Below are 14,337 nucleotides of genomic sequence, written 5' to 3' on the forward strand. Positions count from 1 at the left end.
ACCCTCATGCGACGACGCCGATCCCTCACCAGCCGCGGCGCCGGTGCGCTCATCGCCGCGCTGTGCTGCATGATCGCCGCCAATGTGCTCGGCGCCCGCATCCTGCTCTACATCGGCGTGCTGCTCGCCACCCTCACCCTCTTCTCGCTCCTCGGCGTCCGCCTCCCCCGCCGGTCCGGGACGGTCACGCGTCAGATCTCCACCGACCTGCTGACCGTGTCGGAGACCTCGCGGGTCACGGTGCGCTTCACCTTGCGCGCTATCCGCGTGCCGCGAGGGCTGTGGCACGACGTGCTGCCCGACGCCGTCACCGGCGACTCCGGCGGCGAGTACCCTGCCGAGACGGGCCAGCTCAGTTACCTGATCACCGGGGTCCGCCGCGGTGTCTGGCCGCTGGGACCACTCATGCTGCGCACGGTGGATCCGTTCGGGCTGGCCCAGCGCGAACAGTCGTTCGGCGACACCCGCAGCATCACCGTCGTGCCCGAGGTCTTCGCCCTCGCGCCTCTCGCGGTGCGGGTCGGGGCCGCCGGCGGAACCGCGCACACCTCCTCGACGAGGCTCGGGCAGGGCAGCGACAACCTGTCGCCGCGGGGTTACATCCCCGGCGACTCGATGCGTCGCATCCACTGGCGGGCGACCGCGCACCGCGGACAGCTCATGGTGCGGCAGGAGGAGGAGGAATCGAGCCCCGACGCGGTCGTCGTGCTCGACCGCAGCAGCCACCACTGGGACGCGCCGGGCGTCGACGCCGATCCCGCCTTCGAAGCCGCCGTGTCCCTGTGCGCATCCTCCGCCATCCACCTCGCGGGCGAGGGGTACAGCGTCGACGTGATCGACGGCGCGGGGACCCTGCTCGGCGCGCTGCGCGGGCACGAAGACGATCGCGACGGGCTGCTCGTGGCGCTGGCGATCGTGACACCCCGCGGTGAGAGCCGGGATCTCGCGTCGCTCATCGGCGGAACGCCTCCGGGCCCGCTGGTCTACATCACCGGGCGCCTCGACGAGGAGGATGCCGCACTGCTGCGTCCGGCGGGAGCCACCGCTCCGATGCTGTTCAGCACCGAACTGCTGCCCGGAGCCGTCGAGGCCTCCACCCCGCACGGATGGACGGTGGTCGAGCTCGGAGGGGACATCGCCGAGGCGTGGGAGGATGCCGTCTCGGCGCGGATCGGAGTCGGCGATGTTCCGCGCTGAGCAGTCGCCCCCGACCGCGGCCGCCCCCGCACCGACGGCACCGCGGTGGCATCGCGATCGCGAGGAGCCGACCGGCGTGGTGGGTCCCGGTGCGCTGGCGGCCGTGGCGACACTCGTCGCGACGTGGCCGTACACGTCCGTCATCTCTCCGGGAACTTGGTCGGGCACGGTCCTCGTCGTGGTCATCGTCGTGGCGGGAACGGGCATGCTGCTGCGTCATCTCCTGCGCCGGCGGGCGGCATGGCTGCAGGACACCGGCACCCTCGTCACGCAGATCCTCGTGGCCATCGGCGTCGTGACGCTACTCGTCGCGGGTGACACCGCGATCTTCGGGGTGATCCCGACGACCACCACCATCGCGGTGTTCGGGGCTCTCGGAGCCGCCGCCTTCGAGGAGGTGGCGTTCGGTTCCGCACCGCTGGATGCTTCGCCCGGGCTCGCCGCCACGATGGGCGCGGGCTTCGCGATCGTCGCGATCCTCGTCGATCACCTCGTGGCGCACCGGTCGGCCGTGCTGGCGGCGCTGCTGACCGGAGCCATCGGCGCGGTGCCGATGATCATCACCCTCGGTGACACCAACGTGGTCTGGTTCGTGCTCTACGGCGTGATGGCCCTGCTCCTCTTCCGGTACACCGCGCGCCGGCATCCAGAATCGCCTCGCCGATCGTCGACCTCGCTCGCCGTTGCGATCGGAGCCGCCGCGCTCGTCACGACCGTCGCCATCGCCCCCGCGCTGCCCGTCGCCACGAGCATGGCCGGCACCGGCGTCGGCGTCACGGTCGATGCGTCGCTGCGGCTCGGCGACGATCTGCGTCAGCCGAACCCGGTCGAGGTGCTGACCGTGGCGGCGGACGGGGATGCGGCGCCCTATCTCCGACTGACGACGCTCTCGCGATTCGACGGACGTGTCTGGCAGCCGGACCGGGGCGACCTGCAGTCGCAGGACGACGGCTTCGGCGCCCCCGAGTGGAGCGAGGAGATCGCGACGGAGGAGGAGAACACCTCCATCCGGGTGCTGCGGATGTCGAGCTCGTGGCTTCCGGTGCCGTACCCCGCCACGGACGTGCAAGGTCTCAGCGGCTCGTGGCGGGTCTCCCCCGACAACCGCACGCTCTTCTCCCGCAGCGCGGACGCCGTCGGCAACGACTACACCGTCACCTCGTCCCGGCTGAACCCGACGCTCGAGCAGATCCGCGCGATCGACGCGGCTGCACCGGTCGTCGACGCCGACGCCGAACCCGTGGAACTGCCGGGCATCATCGCCGAGACGGCCACCGACGTGACCGCGGCCGCGAGCACCGACTACGACCGACTCGTGGCCCTGCAGAACTGGTTCCGCTCGCAGTTCGCCTACTCGCTCGAGACGCCGGTGCAGGAGGGCTTCGACGGCACCGGTGCCGAGGCCGTGGCGCAGTTCCTCGAAGCGCGCCAGGGTTACTGCGTGCACTTCGCCGGAGCATTCGCGCTGATGGCCGAGAGCCTGGGGATGCAGGTGCGCATCGTCGTCGGCTACCTGCCGGGGTCGCTCACCGACGAGAAGCGCGGCACGGAGTCGGTCTTCTCGGTGACCAGCGATCAGCTGCACTCCTGGCCGGAGGTGCGCTTCCCCGGAGTCGGCTGGGTTCCGTTCGAGCCGACCGCCTCCCTGGGCGTGCCGACCGCGTTCCGTGCAGGAGTGACACAGGGCGGCGGGCCCGGAGATCCTTCCGTCCCCGTGCCCACCACGGCCCCGCAGAGCGAGGAGACCTCGGGGCCGGAAGTGGACCGCGAGGATGCCGGTGGGGACTCCGCAGACGGCAGTGCACAGCGCAGCCTGGATACAACCCCGATCCTGCTCACGGCACTCGGAGTCGTCGTACTGCTCCTGCTGCCGGGGCTCATCCGCGTCGTCGAGCGCCGCGGTCGCCTGAACCGCGCACGCGACGGGGATCCCGCGGCGGCCTGGGCCGAGCTCCGCGACACCCTGATCGACCTGCAGCTGGACGTGTCCGACGCCGAGACACCGCGCGTGCGTGCGGCGGGGCTCGTGCGGGAGCGTCACGTCGACGCGGCGGCGATGCGGCGACTCACGGATGCCGTCGAGCAGTCCAACTACGCCCGCTCCGGTGAGGCATCGACTGACCTCTCCGAGCCGCTGCGCCTGGTCCTGGGGCAGTTGCGCGCCAGCGTCGACCGACCGACCCGAGTGCGCGCCGCCCTGCTGCCGCGCTCGCTGTACGCGCCACGGGCCGCCGAGCCGGGTGCCGCGGTCTGACGGCGGGGCACCGCGAGGCGGGGGCTGGAGGGTGCCGTTCAGGCGGCGTGCGCCGAGCAGGGCACAGCGACGCAGGCTTCGCACACCACGAACTGCGAGCGGCACGCGAGGTCGGGGCAGTTGGCGGTGCGCTTGGTGGGCGCCCCGCACCCGACGCATTCGCCGATGACGCGGGCGTGGTCCGAGAAGTCGACCGAGCCACGGCCGTCGAACACATAGAGCGAGCCGTCCCAGAGGCCGTCGTCGCCGTACTTCTCGCCGTAGCGGACGATGCCGCCCTCGAGCTGGTAGACCTCGCCGAAGCCGCGCGCCGTCATCAGGCTCGACAGCACCTCGCAGCGGATCCCGCCGGTGCAGTAGGTGACCACGGGCTTGCCCTTGAGGTCGTCGTAGGCACCGGAGTCGAGGAGCTGCACGAAATCCCGGGTGGTCTCGGTGTCGGGCACGACCGCGCCGCGGAACCGCCCGATCTGCGCCTCGAGCGCATTGCGGCCGTCGAAGAACACCACGTCGTCGCCGCGCTCCTCGATCAGCCCGTGCAGTTCCTCGGGGGTGAGACGCGTCCCTCCGCCGACGACGCCGTGCTCGTCGACCCGCAGCTCGCCGGGAGCCCCGAACGACACGATCTCGTCGCGCACCTTGACGCTGAGCTTGGGGAAGTCGAGGCTGCGGCCCTCGGCATCCAAGCCGGTCCCCTCGCTCCACTTGATGTCGGCGTCCGCGAACGGCGCGTACGAGCGGAAGGAACGGAGCCACTTCTTGAGGACCGTGATGTCGCCGCCCAGCGTGCCGTTGATACCGTCCTTCGAGATGAGCAGTCGCCCGCGCAGCCCGAGCGCCTCGCCGAGATCGCGCTGCCAGACGCGTACGGCGTCGGGGTCGGCGAGGGGCGTGAACGCATAGAAGAGGACGATCTTGGGGGTTGCCACCCAGGAATCCTACGTCGGGGATAGGCGGTGGGTGGAACTCGCTCAGAGCCGCTACTTCACGTCGCGCTTCAGGAACGCGACGGCACCGGCCGCGAGCGCCACCACCACCCACCCTGCTCCCACCAGCACGGCCAGGGAGGTGTCGAGGGCGTCTTCCGGTGCCAGTCCCACGGTGACGAGGTCGAACTGAAACGCCTCGAGCATCGCGAGCAGCGGGAAGTAGGCAGCGCCGACGCTCCAGAACGGCGCGACCAGCAACGCCACCGCCATGGACATGGAGGCGACGAACAGCGCCACCAGATGGGCCTGGATGACGATCCCCAGCCCCAGACCCCAGAGGCCGGCGACAGCACCGAGCGCGACGGCGGTCCCGACCGATGACCACTGCACCGGGATGCCGCCCATGGCGATCGTGAGCGCAACGTGACCCCCGACGACGCCCGCGAGCGCGACGACCGCCCCACCCAGGGCGGAAGTGGGCAGCCGGACGAGGAGGATCGCCCAGCGAGGCTGCAGCATCAGCCGCTGCGCGATGACACCATCTCGCCGGTCGACGGTGTATCGGAACGAGCCGTAGACAGCTGCGAGAACTGATCCATAGGTCGCGAGCACGGCCGCGAAGGGCGCGATGAGCGCCTCACGAGCATCAGCAGGGGCGTCCGCGAACTCCGGCGGGATGGTCGTCGCAAGGGAGAGCGACACCACGATCGCCGCCACCGCGCTCCAGAGGAGGACGACGTCAGACCTGAAGCTGCGGGCCTGTGCTCGGAGAGCCCGCCGGATCACGCGACCGCCCTTCGCCGTCGGTGCCATGCGAGTGCGACGAGGCCGAGAGTCCATGCGAGCGCGACGCCGAGGGCAGGCACGAACTCGAGCAGTCGGTCCTGGTATCCGGGGACGCTCAGCGCGGCGAGAGCCAGCCCGGGCGAGAACCTCGCCACCTCGGGCGCGTTGCGCAGCAGCGCGAACTCGACCGCCATCGGAACGGCGAGCACGAGTGCCGCAGTCACGTAGTAGTTACGGGTGATCCAGCCGATGGCGCCTCCCACGAGCGCGCCGAGCACCGCCCCCAACAGAGCGCCTGCGTACATGCGCCAGGCATCCGTCGTGAGCGCGAGCACCAGTCCGTCTTGGATCAGGACGAAATGAACGCCCACGGTCCACAGCACCATGATGCAAGAAGACAGTGCGACGGCGACGAGGGCACCGGCCACGAGCTTCCCGGTGAACACTCGACGGAAGCCGACTCCGGTGAGTGTCCGGTCCATCGAGCCGTAGTAGTACTCACGGGTGACACCGTATGCCCCGACGAACGCCGCAGCGACGGCAGACCAGGCGAGCGGCTCCAGGAGCCGGACGGTCGCCGCACCGGCATCGAGGCCGGCTAGATCGAAGCGGGAGCCGTCGGAGAAGAGCACGAACAGAGGCATGAGGATCGCTATGAAGTACACCGGCAGAATAGAGAGTCCGCTCGTGGCACGGAGCACTTCGCTTCGAATGGCGCTTCTCATGCGGGTGCTCCTTCGACGAGGTCGAAGTACTTGCTCTCGAGCGAGTCGCCGTCACTCGTCACGAGGTCGCCGAGCCGTCCGGCGTACAGCGCGCGCCGCTTGATGACGACGACCTCATCCACGACCTGTTGCAGTTCGGGCAGTTGATGACTGGCGATCAAGACGGTGCCGCCGCTGTCCGCGAAGCCGCGGAGGAACCGCCGGAGCCACCGGATGCCGTCGGGGTCCAGCCCGTTCGCCGGCTCGTCCAGGATGAGAGTCCGGGGCGAACCGATGAGAGCAGCAGCGAGTCCGAGCCGCTGGGCCATCCCCGTCGAATAGGTCTTGACGCGGCGACGCGCATCTGCTGCGAGTCCGACCACCTCCAGCACCTCGTCGACCCGGTCGGGTGGTGCGCCGGCCGCGACTCGGGATATCTCCAGATGCCTTCTCGCGGTGATACCCAGCTCGAACCCGAACCCGTCCATGTGGACGCCGACGTGCGATGCGGGGTTGTCGAGTGAGGTGAACGGCGCACCATCGATGAGGCTGTCGCCGCTGGTCGGCGCGAGCAGGCCCACGATGCTGCGCAGAGTCGTCGACTTGCCCGCGCCGTTGGGCCCGAGCAGACCGACGATGGAACCGCGCGGCACGGCGAAAGACAGCGCTTCGACGGCCGTCCGCTTCCCGTATCGCTTCGTGAGTGCTCGGACTTCGATTGCATGATCGTTCATCTTGATCCTCTTCCTACTTCTCGCTCGGGTGGGCCGACAGCGGCTGAATCACGCCGGTGACCCAGAGGAACTCCCACAGACTCGACGTGCCGAGCTCGACCCTCGCCTGCCCGGCCTCGGGAGGACTCCCGCTTCTGTCGGATATATCCACTTCGGCGAAGGACACTGCCGCGACGGACACGCCCTCCGCCGTTGCAGGGACCAGAGCATCGAGCGGCACCCTCGTCGCTTCGGGTCGCTGCGGTCTTGCCGTTCCTTCACCGACCGGCCGGCTCCCGAGGATGCCGCTGCTCAAGAGCACGATAGGGGTCCCGTCGCGTACCTTCACCGGCGTTTGCCCATTCGCGTGGACAAGGACCACTCGGCCGCCTTCTGTGGAGAAGCCGAATGTGGCGGTCATCGGAACGGAGATCAAGGCTCCGGCGATCACCATGCTCACGCCCAGCGCGGCGCAGACCGAGGTGAACCGCAGCCGCGACCTGCCCGACCGGAGCACCCGGTGCAGGGCCCTCCACAAAAGCCCCATCCCGACGAGCACGACGACGGCTTCCAGCGCCACCACGAACATCCCGAGAATCGGTCCGCCCGCGGCCAGCGATCGGACCGCGCGTGTGACGGCGAACAGCACCAGCACGATCGGTGCGATGAGGCTCGCGAGGCCGAACGGCACGCTCCACCACGTGTTCACGCTCTTGCTCATGCGTCGTCCGCCGAAGAGGAGGCGGGTCAGGAAGTTCGCTCCGTCGCGAATCGTCCGATTCCTGAGGTTCGGCTCGTCCAGCGCACTCATGAGCGCGATATACCCGTCGAACCGCACGAACGGGATCAGATTGACGAGAACGATGGCCGTGCAGGAGAGACCGAGGATCTGCAGGGTCTCGCGGACGACCGGTTGCGGAGCCACCAGTGCCGCCGTGAGTGCGATCGCGGCGACCACAGCGTGTACGGCCGGTCCGGCAAGCGCCACGTCCACGCGCTGCCGGCGGCGAGCCAGGCGCCAGCCATCCGTCACATCGACGAAAAAGGCGGGAGCGAGGTAGAAGAGCATGACGCCAGCGCGCCGGGGCCTGCCACCGTAGCGCGTGAGTGTGAGGCCGTGGGCGCTCTCATGGAGCAGGGTGAGGCAAGCGAGCACGGCGACGAGAACCACGATCGCCACCAAGGGTAAGGGCGTGGTGACGACATTCAGCAGCTCTCTCGCCTGAAGGATGGCGGCCACGAACCCCAGGCAGAGCAGGGTGGCAACGGATACCAGGATCACCCGGCGTGAGAGGGGCGCGATCAAACGGTCCACTCGACCGAAGATGGCGGCCGCGCGAAGCGTTGCGATCTGCAGCGTGAACGGAGGCCGATAGGTCAGCCGACCGGGCGGCAGCTTCGTTTCGCCCTCGAGCAGCCCCGTGGCGCGAAAACGCTCGACCAGCTCCAGGAAAGCCTCCGACGACTCGGATGCGGCGAAGCGCAGGTGCAGATCCTGCAGCGAGGTCGTGCCGTCCATCGCCGACAGCAGGGCGATGACCGGCGGCGAGACCCGGGATGAAGGCACGCCGTGCAGCACCGCTATCGCCATCGGTTCATCGTCGGCTCCCACGAACGTGACTCCGGACGACAGAAGCGGACACGCATTTGCAGTGAGCGGAGTCGGCGTGGATCTCTTCCGCCCCCGAAGCGAGCTAGTCGGAAACATCGCCATCCGCCGGCCCCGGGGTTGCCGGCCACGAAGTCTTGAGAAGGAGGATCTCCGCGCCGAGGTGCGTTCGAACGGGAGATACAGCGGGCTCGTCGAAACCGGCTTCGACGAGCTCTCTCGAGAGGACTTCGTGGCTGAGAAGCTGCAATCTGCTCGTGAGAACGGTGACTTCTCCCCCGTCTGTCAGGTCCGAGGCACGGACCCAGTTGACCACCCGCGCCGCGCCGTCCGGTTCCACCTGCTGCGAGAAGAGATAGATCTCGTCTTGGCCTGCACCGGGGACCCTGATCTCTTGCTCCCTCGGCACGGCAAGGCTGTGCGCAGACGCCCCTGCGGCGACCGTGAAGGCGAACACCCCTCCGGGCGCGAGGTGACGCTGCACGTTCGCGTAGAGAAGCGATCTCCCCACGCGGTCGAGCAACGTGATGGATGTCGCGCCGATGATGACGAGCCCGTATCGACGTCCCAGGGAGAAGTCGCGCATGTCCGCGACGACGCACTCCCATGCCGACTGGTCCGGCAGGGCACGACGAAGATGGGCGAGCATGTCGTCCGAGAGGTCGACGGCGGTGACTCGATTACCGGATCTCACCAGCGGGATCGTCAGCCTTCCGCTGCCAGCCGCGACATCGAGGATCGGACCGGCGGTGTCTCTTGCAAGCGCTAGCACTTCTCGAATCTCTGCGCGATCGGAACCGACCAGCCGCTCGTAGAAGTCGGTGCCGGTGCCCGCGTACAGGTCCTGCTCCTGGGGGACGGCGCCGACCATCTCCAGTCGCGCCGACATGGCTTCGGTGATGAAACCTGACATTCAACAATCGCCTTTCAGCGGGGAGCAATGGGGTGCGGGCGCGCGATGCGCCCGCACCCCTCGGTCAGGTCGCGATCGCGGCCGCACCGCCGATGATGGCGATGATGTAGCTCGCGTGCTCCCACCATTCGAGTGGCGAGTCGATCTGTTCGAGTTCCTGGAACTCCAGCGACTTCGTCTGCAATTCATACCTCCTGGGTCGACATGCGAATGCGACTCCTACGTCAGCGCGAGGATTCCGATGATCACGCCAACGGCGAAGCCCCGCATGTAGTCATCAGCGTCGTTCAGTGCTTCCATAGCCTCGAGTTCGGTGAACTCGAGCTTCGGGGTTGTGGCTTGCATGCTGACTTCCCTTCTCTTGTCGATTGATCCGGCCGATGAGATCACGTGGCAGCGGCCGCGCCGATCCCGATGAGTATCAGAGCGCTTCCGACGCCCCTGTAGAAGCTCTCCCAGTCGGGGGCATCCATCTCCTCCAGCTCTTGGAAGTGGATCTGCTTTTCCATGCTGTGGTTCATTCAATTCACCTCCTCCGATGCGAATGTCGATGGTCGGCACGCGTTGCCGACCGGCTGAGGGCTCCAGCAGGAATCGCGGAGCACGTCGCAGAAGTCCTGTGCGACGAGACCTGAAAGCATCGGGTGGTGATTTCCCCATGCTCGTTCTGTGGCAGCGGAGATACGGCCGATATCGTGAGCGCTCGGCTGCCGTGGACACGGGATCCCCCAGCGGTCGATGAGCGCAGCGATGCCGGCGGGTGGATGGAGGGGCAGTGCCACCCCGCCTGCGATCCTCGTCCAGAAGTCCTCAAGGCTCTCCCGATCGCCCCACCTCGCGTCTCCCGAGCAGATCCGACGCCAGATCGCAGCGATGACCGCGGCCGTGGCGACCATCTTGCGCACCTCGAGCAGGAAGGCGACCTCGTTCGCGAGGTACCAGTGGCGCGCGCTGTAGGGGTCGCCGCCGCGCAGTGCCGCCGTGCGCTGCGTGGCTGCGCTCAAGCGAGCGAGACGCAGCCTCCCCGCGGCGGACGCCGAGTCGCGAGCGGCCGTTTCGAGGAGCGCCCTGCCGAGGGCGACGGCGTCGCCGTTCGCCCTGGCGCTTCGTCGAGAACTCGTCGACGCGCCCGCCAGACGCAGGAACGCCTCCATCGCCCCTTCCCTGACTGCGGCGTGCGAGAGGGTGATCAGGTTGGAGGGATCGATGATCGCGTGACGCGGTCTCAGAGAGCGCCCGACGATGAGCCGGTAGCCTCCTTCGTTCTTGAGGATGCCGACGCTGTTCGTCTCCGACGAGGTGCCGAGCGTCGTCGGCACCGCCACGATCTCCACGGGCGGCGGCGAATCGGGCAAGAAGGTCAGCGCTGACCTCGATGCATGCCCGACGGCGTAATCGAACACCCGTCCGGGGGCGAGCGCCAGGGCCGCGATCTTGCTCGCATCGAGAATGCTACCCCCGCCGACCGCCACGATGACTCGGGGAGGACGACGAACGATCTCGCGTGCGATGTCCGTCACCGTCGTGACATCCACCGCGAGTGCGTCGACGGCGATCATCCGCGCGCCGTAGTCGTCCAGCAGGGGAACGGTGACGGCCGAATCCGCGATCACGAGAGTCTCGCGCCCTGCCGTGAGGGATTCCACCCTCTCGCGCGCCAGCCCTGTCCCGTGCCACAGCGTGGGAATGCGCTCGGCAGATTCCCGGGTCATGCGGAGAGCTCCCACGCCTGCACGACACCCGCACGCACCGCCGTATCCATCTCGATGAGTTCGGCAGCGGTGAACCCATACGCGGGAATCAGTTCGATGCAGCTCGGCCCCGGCTGCACCACGACGCCTTTCTCCGCGATTGCGGAGACGACGCGGAGAACCTCGGGGCCGGACAGCGGATTCCCGTCTCGGTCGTGGAGTTCCAGTCCAAGGAAGCAGCCGCGTCCCGCGACCCGGTCGACGACACCGTCCGACACCAACCGCGTCGTGAGCTGCGACAAGTCGTCGGCCAGTGACGTGGTCACCGATTCCACGTCGATGCGGTGCAGTTCTTCGATGACGGCGACGATGGCCGCCGCGCACGCGGGTGTGCCCGCCTGCGTCTCGCCGTGAACGAACGTCCAGCCTCCTCGGACGAACTCGGAGGCCACTCGGTGCCCGATGAGGAGTGCGGCGGCGCCCATCGCGCCGTTCGTCAGCGCTTTGGAGAGAATGAGGACGTCGGGTGCGGCGGCCCAGCGGTCAGTGGCGAACATCGTCCCGGTGCGGCCGAATCCTGTCGCGACCTCATCGGCCACGATCAGGAACCCGTACTCCTCTCGGAGAGCGAGAAGACGGGACACGAAGGCAGCGGAGAGCGCGTACGCCCCGCTGCCGAGGACGGGCTCGACGACCACCGAGGCCACCCGCGAGCCTTCGCGTGAGAGCAATGTCGCCAGCTCTTCCCCGTCGTCGCTGTGCGAGACGTGCCGCACTGACCTGCGGTCCACCGAATACACCGCTTGGAGGAGGTCATCGCCGCTCAGCGCGTGACTGCCGTACATGGTGCCGTGATAGCTGCCCTTCAGACCGACGACGAGCGAGCGGGATCCGGCCCCCTTCTGTGCCCAGTACTGCCGTGTCAGCTTCACGGCCGCATCATTCGCTGCTCCGCCCGATGTGGAGAAGATGACACGGCCGTACCTGCTCGGGTTCGCCAGTTCGACGAGAGCCTCCGCCGCGACTTCCGCGTACCTGTGCGGCGCTCTGAACAGGGAGAGGTACGAGGCATCATGTGTCGCCCTGCTCACTGCTTCGGCGACCGCGGGGTTGCCGAAGCCGAGCGGAGCGTTCCATAGCCCACTCGTCGCGCAGAGCCGTGTCGAGCCGTCTGCGAACTCGATTCGATTTCCGGCCGCGCCGACGGCGATCCGGTCACTCGTGAAGGTCGCGTCTGCCGGGAGCATCGAGGTCCACAGCGCGTGCGGGTCGGTCATGCGTCGACTCCCGTGGTGCGTCGTACGGAGGCAGCGCGGCTGCCGAAATGTATGCCGAGAGCCGCAAGGGCCTCACCGCACAGGGATCCCGCCTCCGGCACGGGAATGCCGAGCTGCCGCGCCACGCGCTCCGCCGCGAGCTGAGGGGCGCTCGAAGTCTGCACGACCGCGACCACCATGGCTGTCAGTGGTGACAGCAGCTGGCGCCTCAGCGTGGTGGGGTCGGCCAACAGGAAGCCTTCTGTCGTCTCGAGCAAGAATGGATCGCTTGTCCGCGGTTCGGCATCGTCGAGCGCATCGTCGATCAGCGACCAGCCGAACCCCGCGATCCTCGCCGCACCGTTGGCGAGCCGGAGCATCTTCATGAGATCCGTCGCGTTGAGGTATCGACCGATCCATCTCCGACTCGCGAGATCAGCGAGGAATATCTCCCTGGGTGCGATGTCTTCCCACACAGCAACATGGGGAAGCGGGACCGCGAGCAGGCGGTGCAGGTCGTCGACGTGGCCGATGACGGGCCCTCGAACACCGATGCTGGCGCTGCCATCGGGACTCACTCGGATGGCACTCGGAGCCTCGATTGCACCGGGGTCGGCGAGCGCTGCGCGGTTCGCGAAGAGAATCCTGGGGTCGATCAACGCTGAGGGAAAGACGCCCGTCTGGCGGGCGAGCTCAGCATCGTCGAGGAAGGCACGCCAACTCGACATGTCGAAAAAGCACACTGCAGTGGGTCCGACGATCTGCACGTAGTCGGCAGCGACATAGTCCTGGAGCTCGACTCCGCGTTCGCCGAAGAACAGTTCATCACCGACATCATGAAGCGCTCCGCCGTAATGGACAGCCGTGGCGGGCCCCGCATATGGCTCGCTGTCCGCCGGCAACAGAACGACGTCGCCCTTGCCCGCCACCGTGTTCAGGCTCCGCGCCGAAGCTCCGCTCTCGACGAGAAAGACCCGCGGGTACTGTTCACGCGATCCGGTGATCCACTCCCGCAGCGCCCGGGCTCCGACGGCGTCCCTCTCCACGCCTGCCGCCTCGTCCCGCGTCATGCTCCATCCCGCCGCATCGCCGTGACGTCGAGCCCCGCCGCGGCGAATCTGTCTCGTAGCTCGCGCACCAACGGAGTCACACTGCTCACCCGGCTCCCGAGTTCGATCGCAAGCAGTGCCGCGGCCTCCGACTCGTCAGACGTGGCGATCAGACATTCGGCCGCCCTCGCGGAATCGACGGTGAGACGTAAGCGTCTGCGGTTGATCCGATCGACCAGGACGTATTCATCGCCGTCCCCCGTGACGAGGAAGGGTGCGCGTGCCGACAGTGCCGCGGGGTACGACCCGCCCTCGTCGAGCGCCGCGACAAGGTGGCCACCGAAGCCGGAAATGGCGGGGCGCTCGGGCGCGCTGCCCCAGAGTCGCAGCAGGTCGAGAGCCGCCAGATAGCGCTCGAACCACGGGCGGTCGTCGAGGTCCGCCTCGAGGACACGCGGGTCGACGATCCCGGCGAATGATCGGCCGCGCCCCTCCCTCGACGCTGCTTCCGACTCGACGTCGGCCCGTTCCTCCCCCACCTTCCCGAGGAGCAGCCCATCGGGTCCGTCTCGATACTCACCCCGACGCGTGACATGGATTCGTACAAGAGAATCGCCGACGGAGTCAGCCGCGAGAAAGGAGTCCCGGGAATCCAACTGCACGTCGGCACTCAGGAGCTGCCCGACGAAGGCTCCGGACTCCCACGCCGTATCGGCATCGCTGAGGAAGGCGGCGATGCCTGCTGCGGAGCGCTGCCGGACGACGGTCGGTCCGACGACGGAGAGGAACGGGAGGGCGATGTAGTCCTGCAGCTCGAAGGTGTGTCGTCCGTCAAGGGTGATCTCGTCGCCAGGCTCCATGTAAGAACCGTCGTATCCGATGGTCCGGGGATCAGCAGGTGGGGCGAGGGCGGCGGCGGGGGCGATCACGACGTCGCAGGGCTCTGCCACACGAAGCACTTCGTCGAGGTGGTCTCCGGTTTCGAGAAAGAACACCGCACCCTCGACGATCCCTCGCCTTCCGGTGACGTACTGCTCGAAAGCGGTCGCCGTGCGGTGGCCGGGCCGTGACGCCATGGTCGAGCTGTCTTGCATGTTTCCCCCAGAAGCACGAATCCCGTTTGAAGATGATCTGCCGTCATCTGAGGTTATACACGCGACGTGTGACATGCAATATTCCGTCCACAGGCCCGTCGGAAGCGGCCATCGCTGAGCGCGACGACCCTGTCACGCCGCC

Annotated in this window: 15 protein-coding genes; 2 read left to right on the top strand and 13 right to left on the bottom strand. The window is 68.1% G+C overall.

What is annotated here, in order from left to right:
• The first annotated feature begins 6 nt into the window (after positions 1-6).
• Positions 7-1,197: a DUF58 domain-containing protein gene (locus ACFC14_RS00660; RefSeq protein WP_376100555.1), complete on the top strand. Its 1,191-nt coding sequence runs from the start codon at positions 7-9 to the stop codon at positions 1,195-1,197.
• Complete coding sequence (locus tag ACFC14_RS00665; protein ID WP_376100557.1) at positions 1,184-3,451, top strand: transglutaminaseTgpA domain-containing protein; 2,268 nt, start codon at positions 1,184-1,186, stop codon at positions 3,449-3,451. Before ACFC14_RS00660 ends, ACFC14_RS00665 begins: the two co-directional genes overlap by 14 nt.
• 38 nt (positions 3,452-3,489) lie before the next feature.
• Here the strand turns inward: ACFC14_RS00665 and ACFC14_RS00670 are convergent, their stop codons facing one another.
• The 13 genes from ACFC14_RS00670 to mpaB (ACFC14_RS00730) form a co-directional block, all read right to left on the bottom strand.
• Complete coding sequence (locus tag ACFC14_RS00670; RefSeq protein WP_376100559.1) at positions 3,490-4,380, bottom strand: rhodanese-related sulfurtransferase; 891 nt, start codon at positions 4,378-4,380, stop codon at positions 3,490-3,492.
• A gap of 51 nt (positions 4,381-4,431) precedes the next feature.
• Positions 4,432-5,097, bottom strand: a complete 666-nt coding sequence (locus ACFC14_RS00675; protein ID WP_376100561.1) for a hypothetical protein — start codon at positions 5,095-5,097, stop codon at positions 4,432-4,434.
• A gap of 65 nt (positions 5,098-5,162) precedes the next feature.
• Positions 5,163-5,891 (bottom strand): ABC transporter permease, encoded by a 729-nt coding sequence (locus ACFC14_RS00680; protein WP_136040750.1) that lies wholly within the window; start codon positions 5,889-5,891, stop codon positions 5,163-5,165.
• Entirely contained in the window at positions 5,888-6,604 is a 717-nt protein-coding gene (locus ACFC14_RS00685) for an ATP-binding cassette domain-containing protein (RefSeq protein WP_376100563.1), read from the bottom strand. Before ACFC14_RS00685 ends, ACFC14_RS00680 begins: the two co-directional genes overlap by 4 nt.
• Before the next feature lie 13 nt (positions 6,605-6,617).
• A complete protein-coding gene (gene mpaP, locus ACFC14_RS00690; protein WP_376100565.1) occupies positions 6,618-8,297 on the bottom strand; it encodes a daptide biosynthesis intramembrane metalloprotease in 1,680 nt (559 codons plus the stop codon).
• Complete coding sequence (mpaM, locus tag ACFC14_RS00695; protein ID WP_376100567.1) at positions 8,278-9,063, bottom strand: daptide-type RiPP biosynthesis methyltransferase; 786 nt, start codon at positions 9,061-9,063, stop codon at positions 8,278-8,280. The genes mpaP and mpaM overlap by 20 nt, the downstream gene beginning before the upstream one ends.
• Before the next feature lie 106 nt (positions 9,064-9,169).
• Positions 9,170-9,289, bottom strand: coding sequence for an MpaA3 family daptide-type RiPP (gene mpaA3 / locus ACFC14_RS00700; protein ID WP_308737017.1), 120 nt, complete (start codon positions 9,287-9,289; stop codon positions 9,170-9,172).
• Positions 9,290-9,324: 35 nt separating this feature from the next.
• Entirely contained in the window at positions 9,325-9,450 is a 126-nt protein-coding gene (gene mpaA2 / locus ACFC14_RS00705) for an MpaA2 family daptide-type RiPP (RefSeq protein ID WP_258131036.1), read from the bottom strand.
• 41 nt (positions 9,451-9,491) lie between these two features.
• On the bottom strand, positions 9,492-9,614 hold the full coding sequence (gene mpaA1 / locus ACFC14_RS00710) for an MpaA1 family daptide-type RiPP (RefSeq protein ID WP_258131035.1): 123 nt from the start codon (positions 9,612-9,614) through the stop codon (positions 9,492-9,494).
• 12 nt (positions 9,615-9,626) lie between these two features.
• Complete coding sequence (gene mpaC, locus ACFC14_RS00715; protein ID WP_376100570.1) at positions 9,627-10,817, bottom strand: daptide-type RiPP biosynthesis dehydogenase; 1,191 nt, start codon at positions 10,815-10,817, stop codon at positions 9,627-9,629.
• Positions 10,814-12,073: a daptide-type RiPP biosynthesis aminotransferase gene (gene mpaD / locus ACFC14_RS00720; RefSeq protein WP_376100572.1), complete on the bottom strand. Its 1,260-nt coding sequence runs from the start codon at positions 12,071-12,073 to the stop codon at positions 10,814-10,816. Before mpaD ends, mpaC begins: the two co-directional genes overlap by 4 nt.
• On the bottom strand, positions 12,070-13,122 hold the full coding sequence (gene mpaB / locus ACFC14_RS00725; protein ID WP_376100574.1) for a daptide biosynthesis RiPP recognition protein: 1,053 nt from the start codon (positions 13,120-13,122) through the stop codon (positions 12,070-12,072). Before mpaB (ACFC14_RS00725) ends, mpaD begins: the two co-directional genes overlap by 4 nt.
• Positions 13,119-14,177 carry a daptide biosynthesis RiPP recognition protein gene (gene mpaB / locus ACFC14_RS00730; protein WP_376100576.1) on the bottom strand — a complete coding sequence of 353 codons (1,059 nt, stop codon included), beginning with the start codon at positions 14,175-14,177 and terminating at the stop codon, positions 13,119-13,121. Before mpaB (ACFC14_RS00730) ends, mpaB (ACFC14_RS00725) begins: the two co-directional genes overlap by 4 nt.
• Positions 14,178-14,337 lie beyond the last annotated feature (160 nt).

It is taken from the genome of Microbacterium sp. NPDC055988 (assembly GCF_042269505.1).
Taxonomy (GTDB): Bacteria; Actinomycetota; Actinomycetes; order Actinomycetales; family Microbacteriaceae; genus Microbacterium.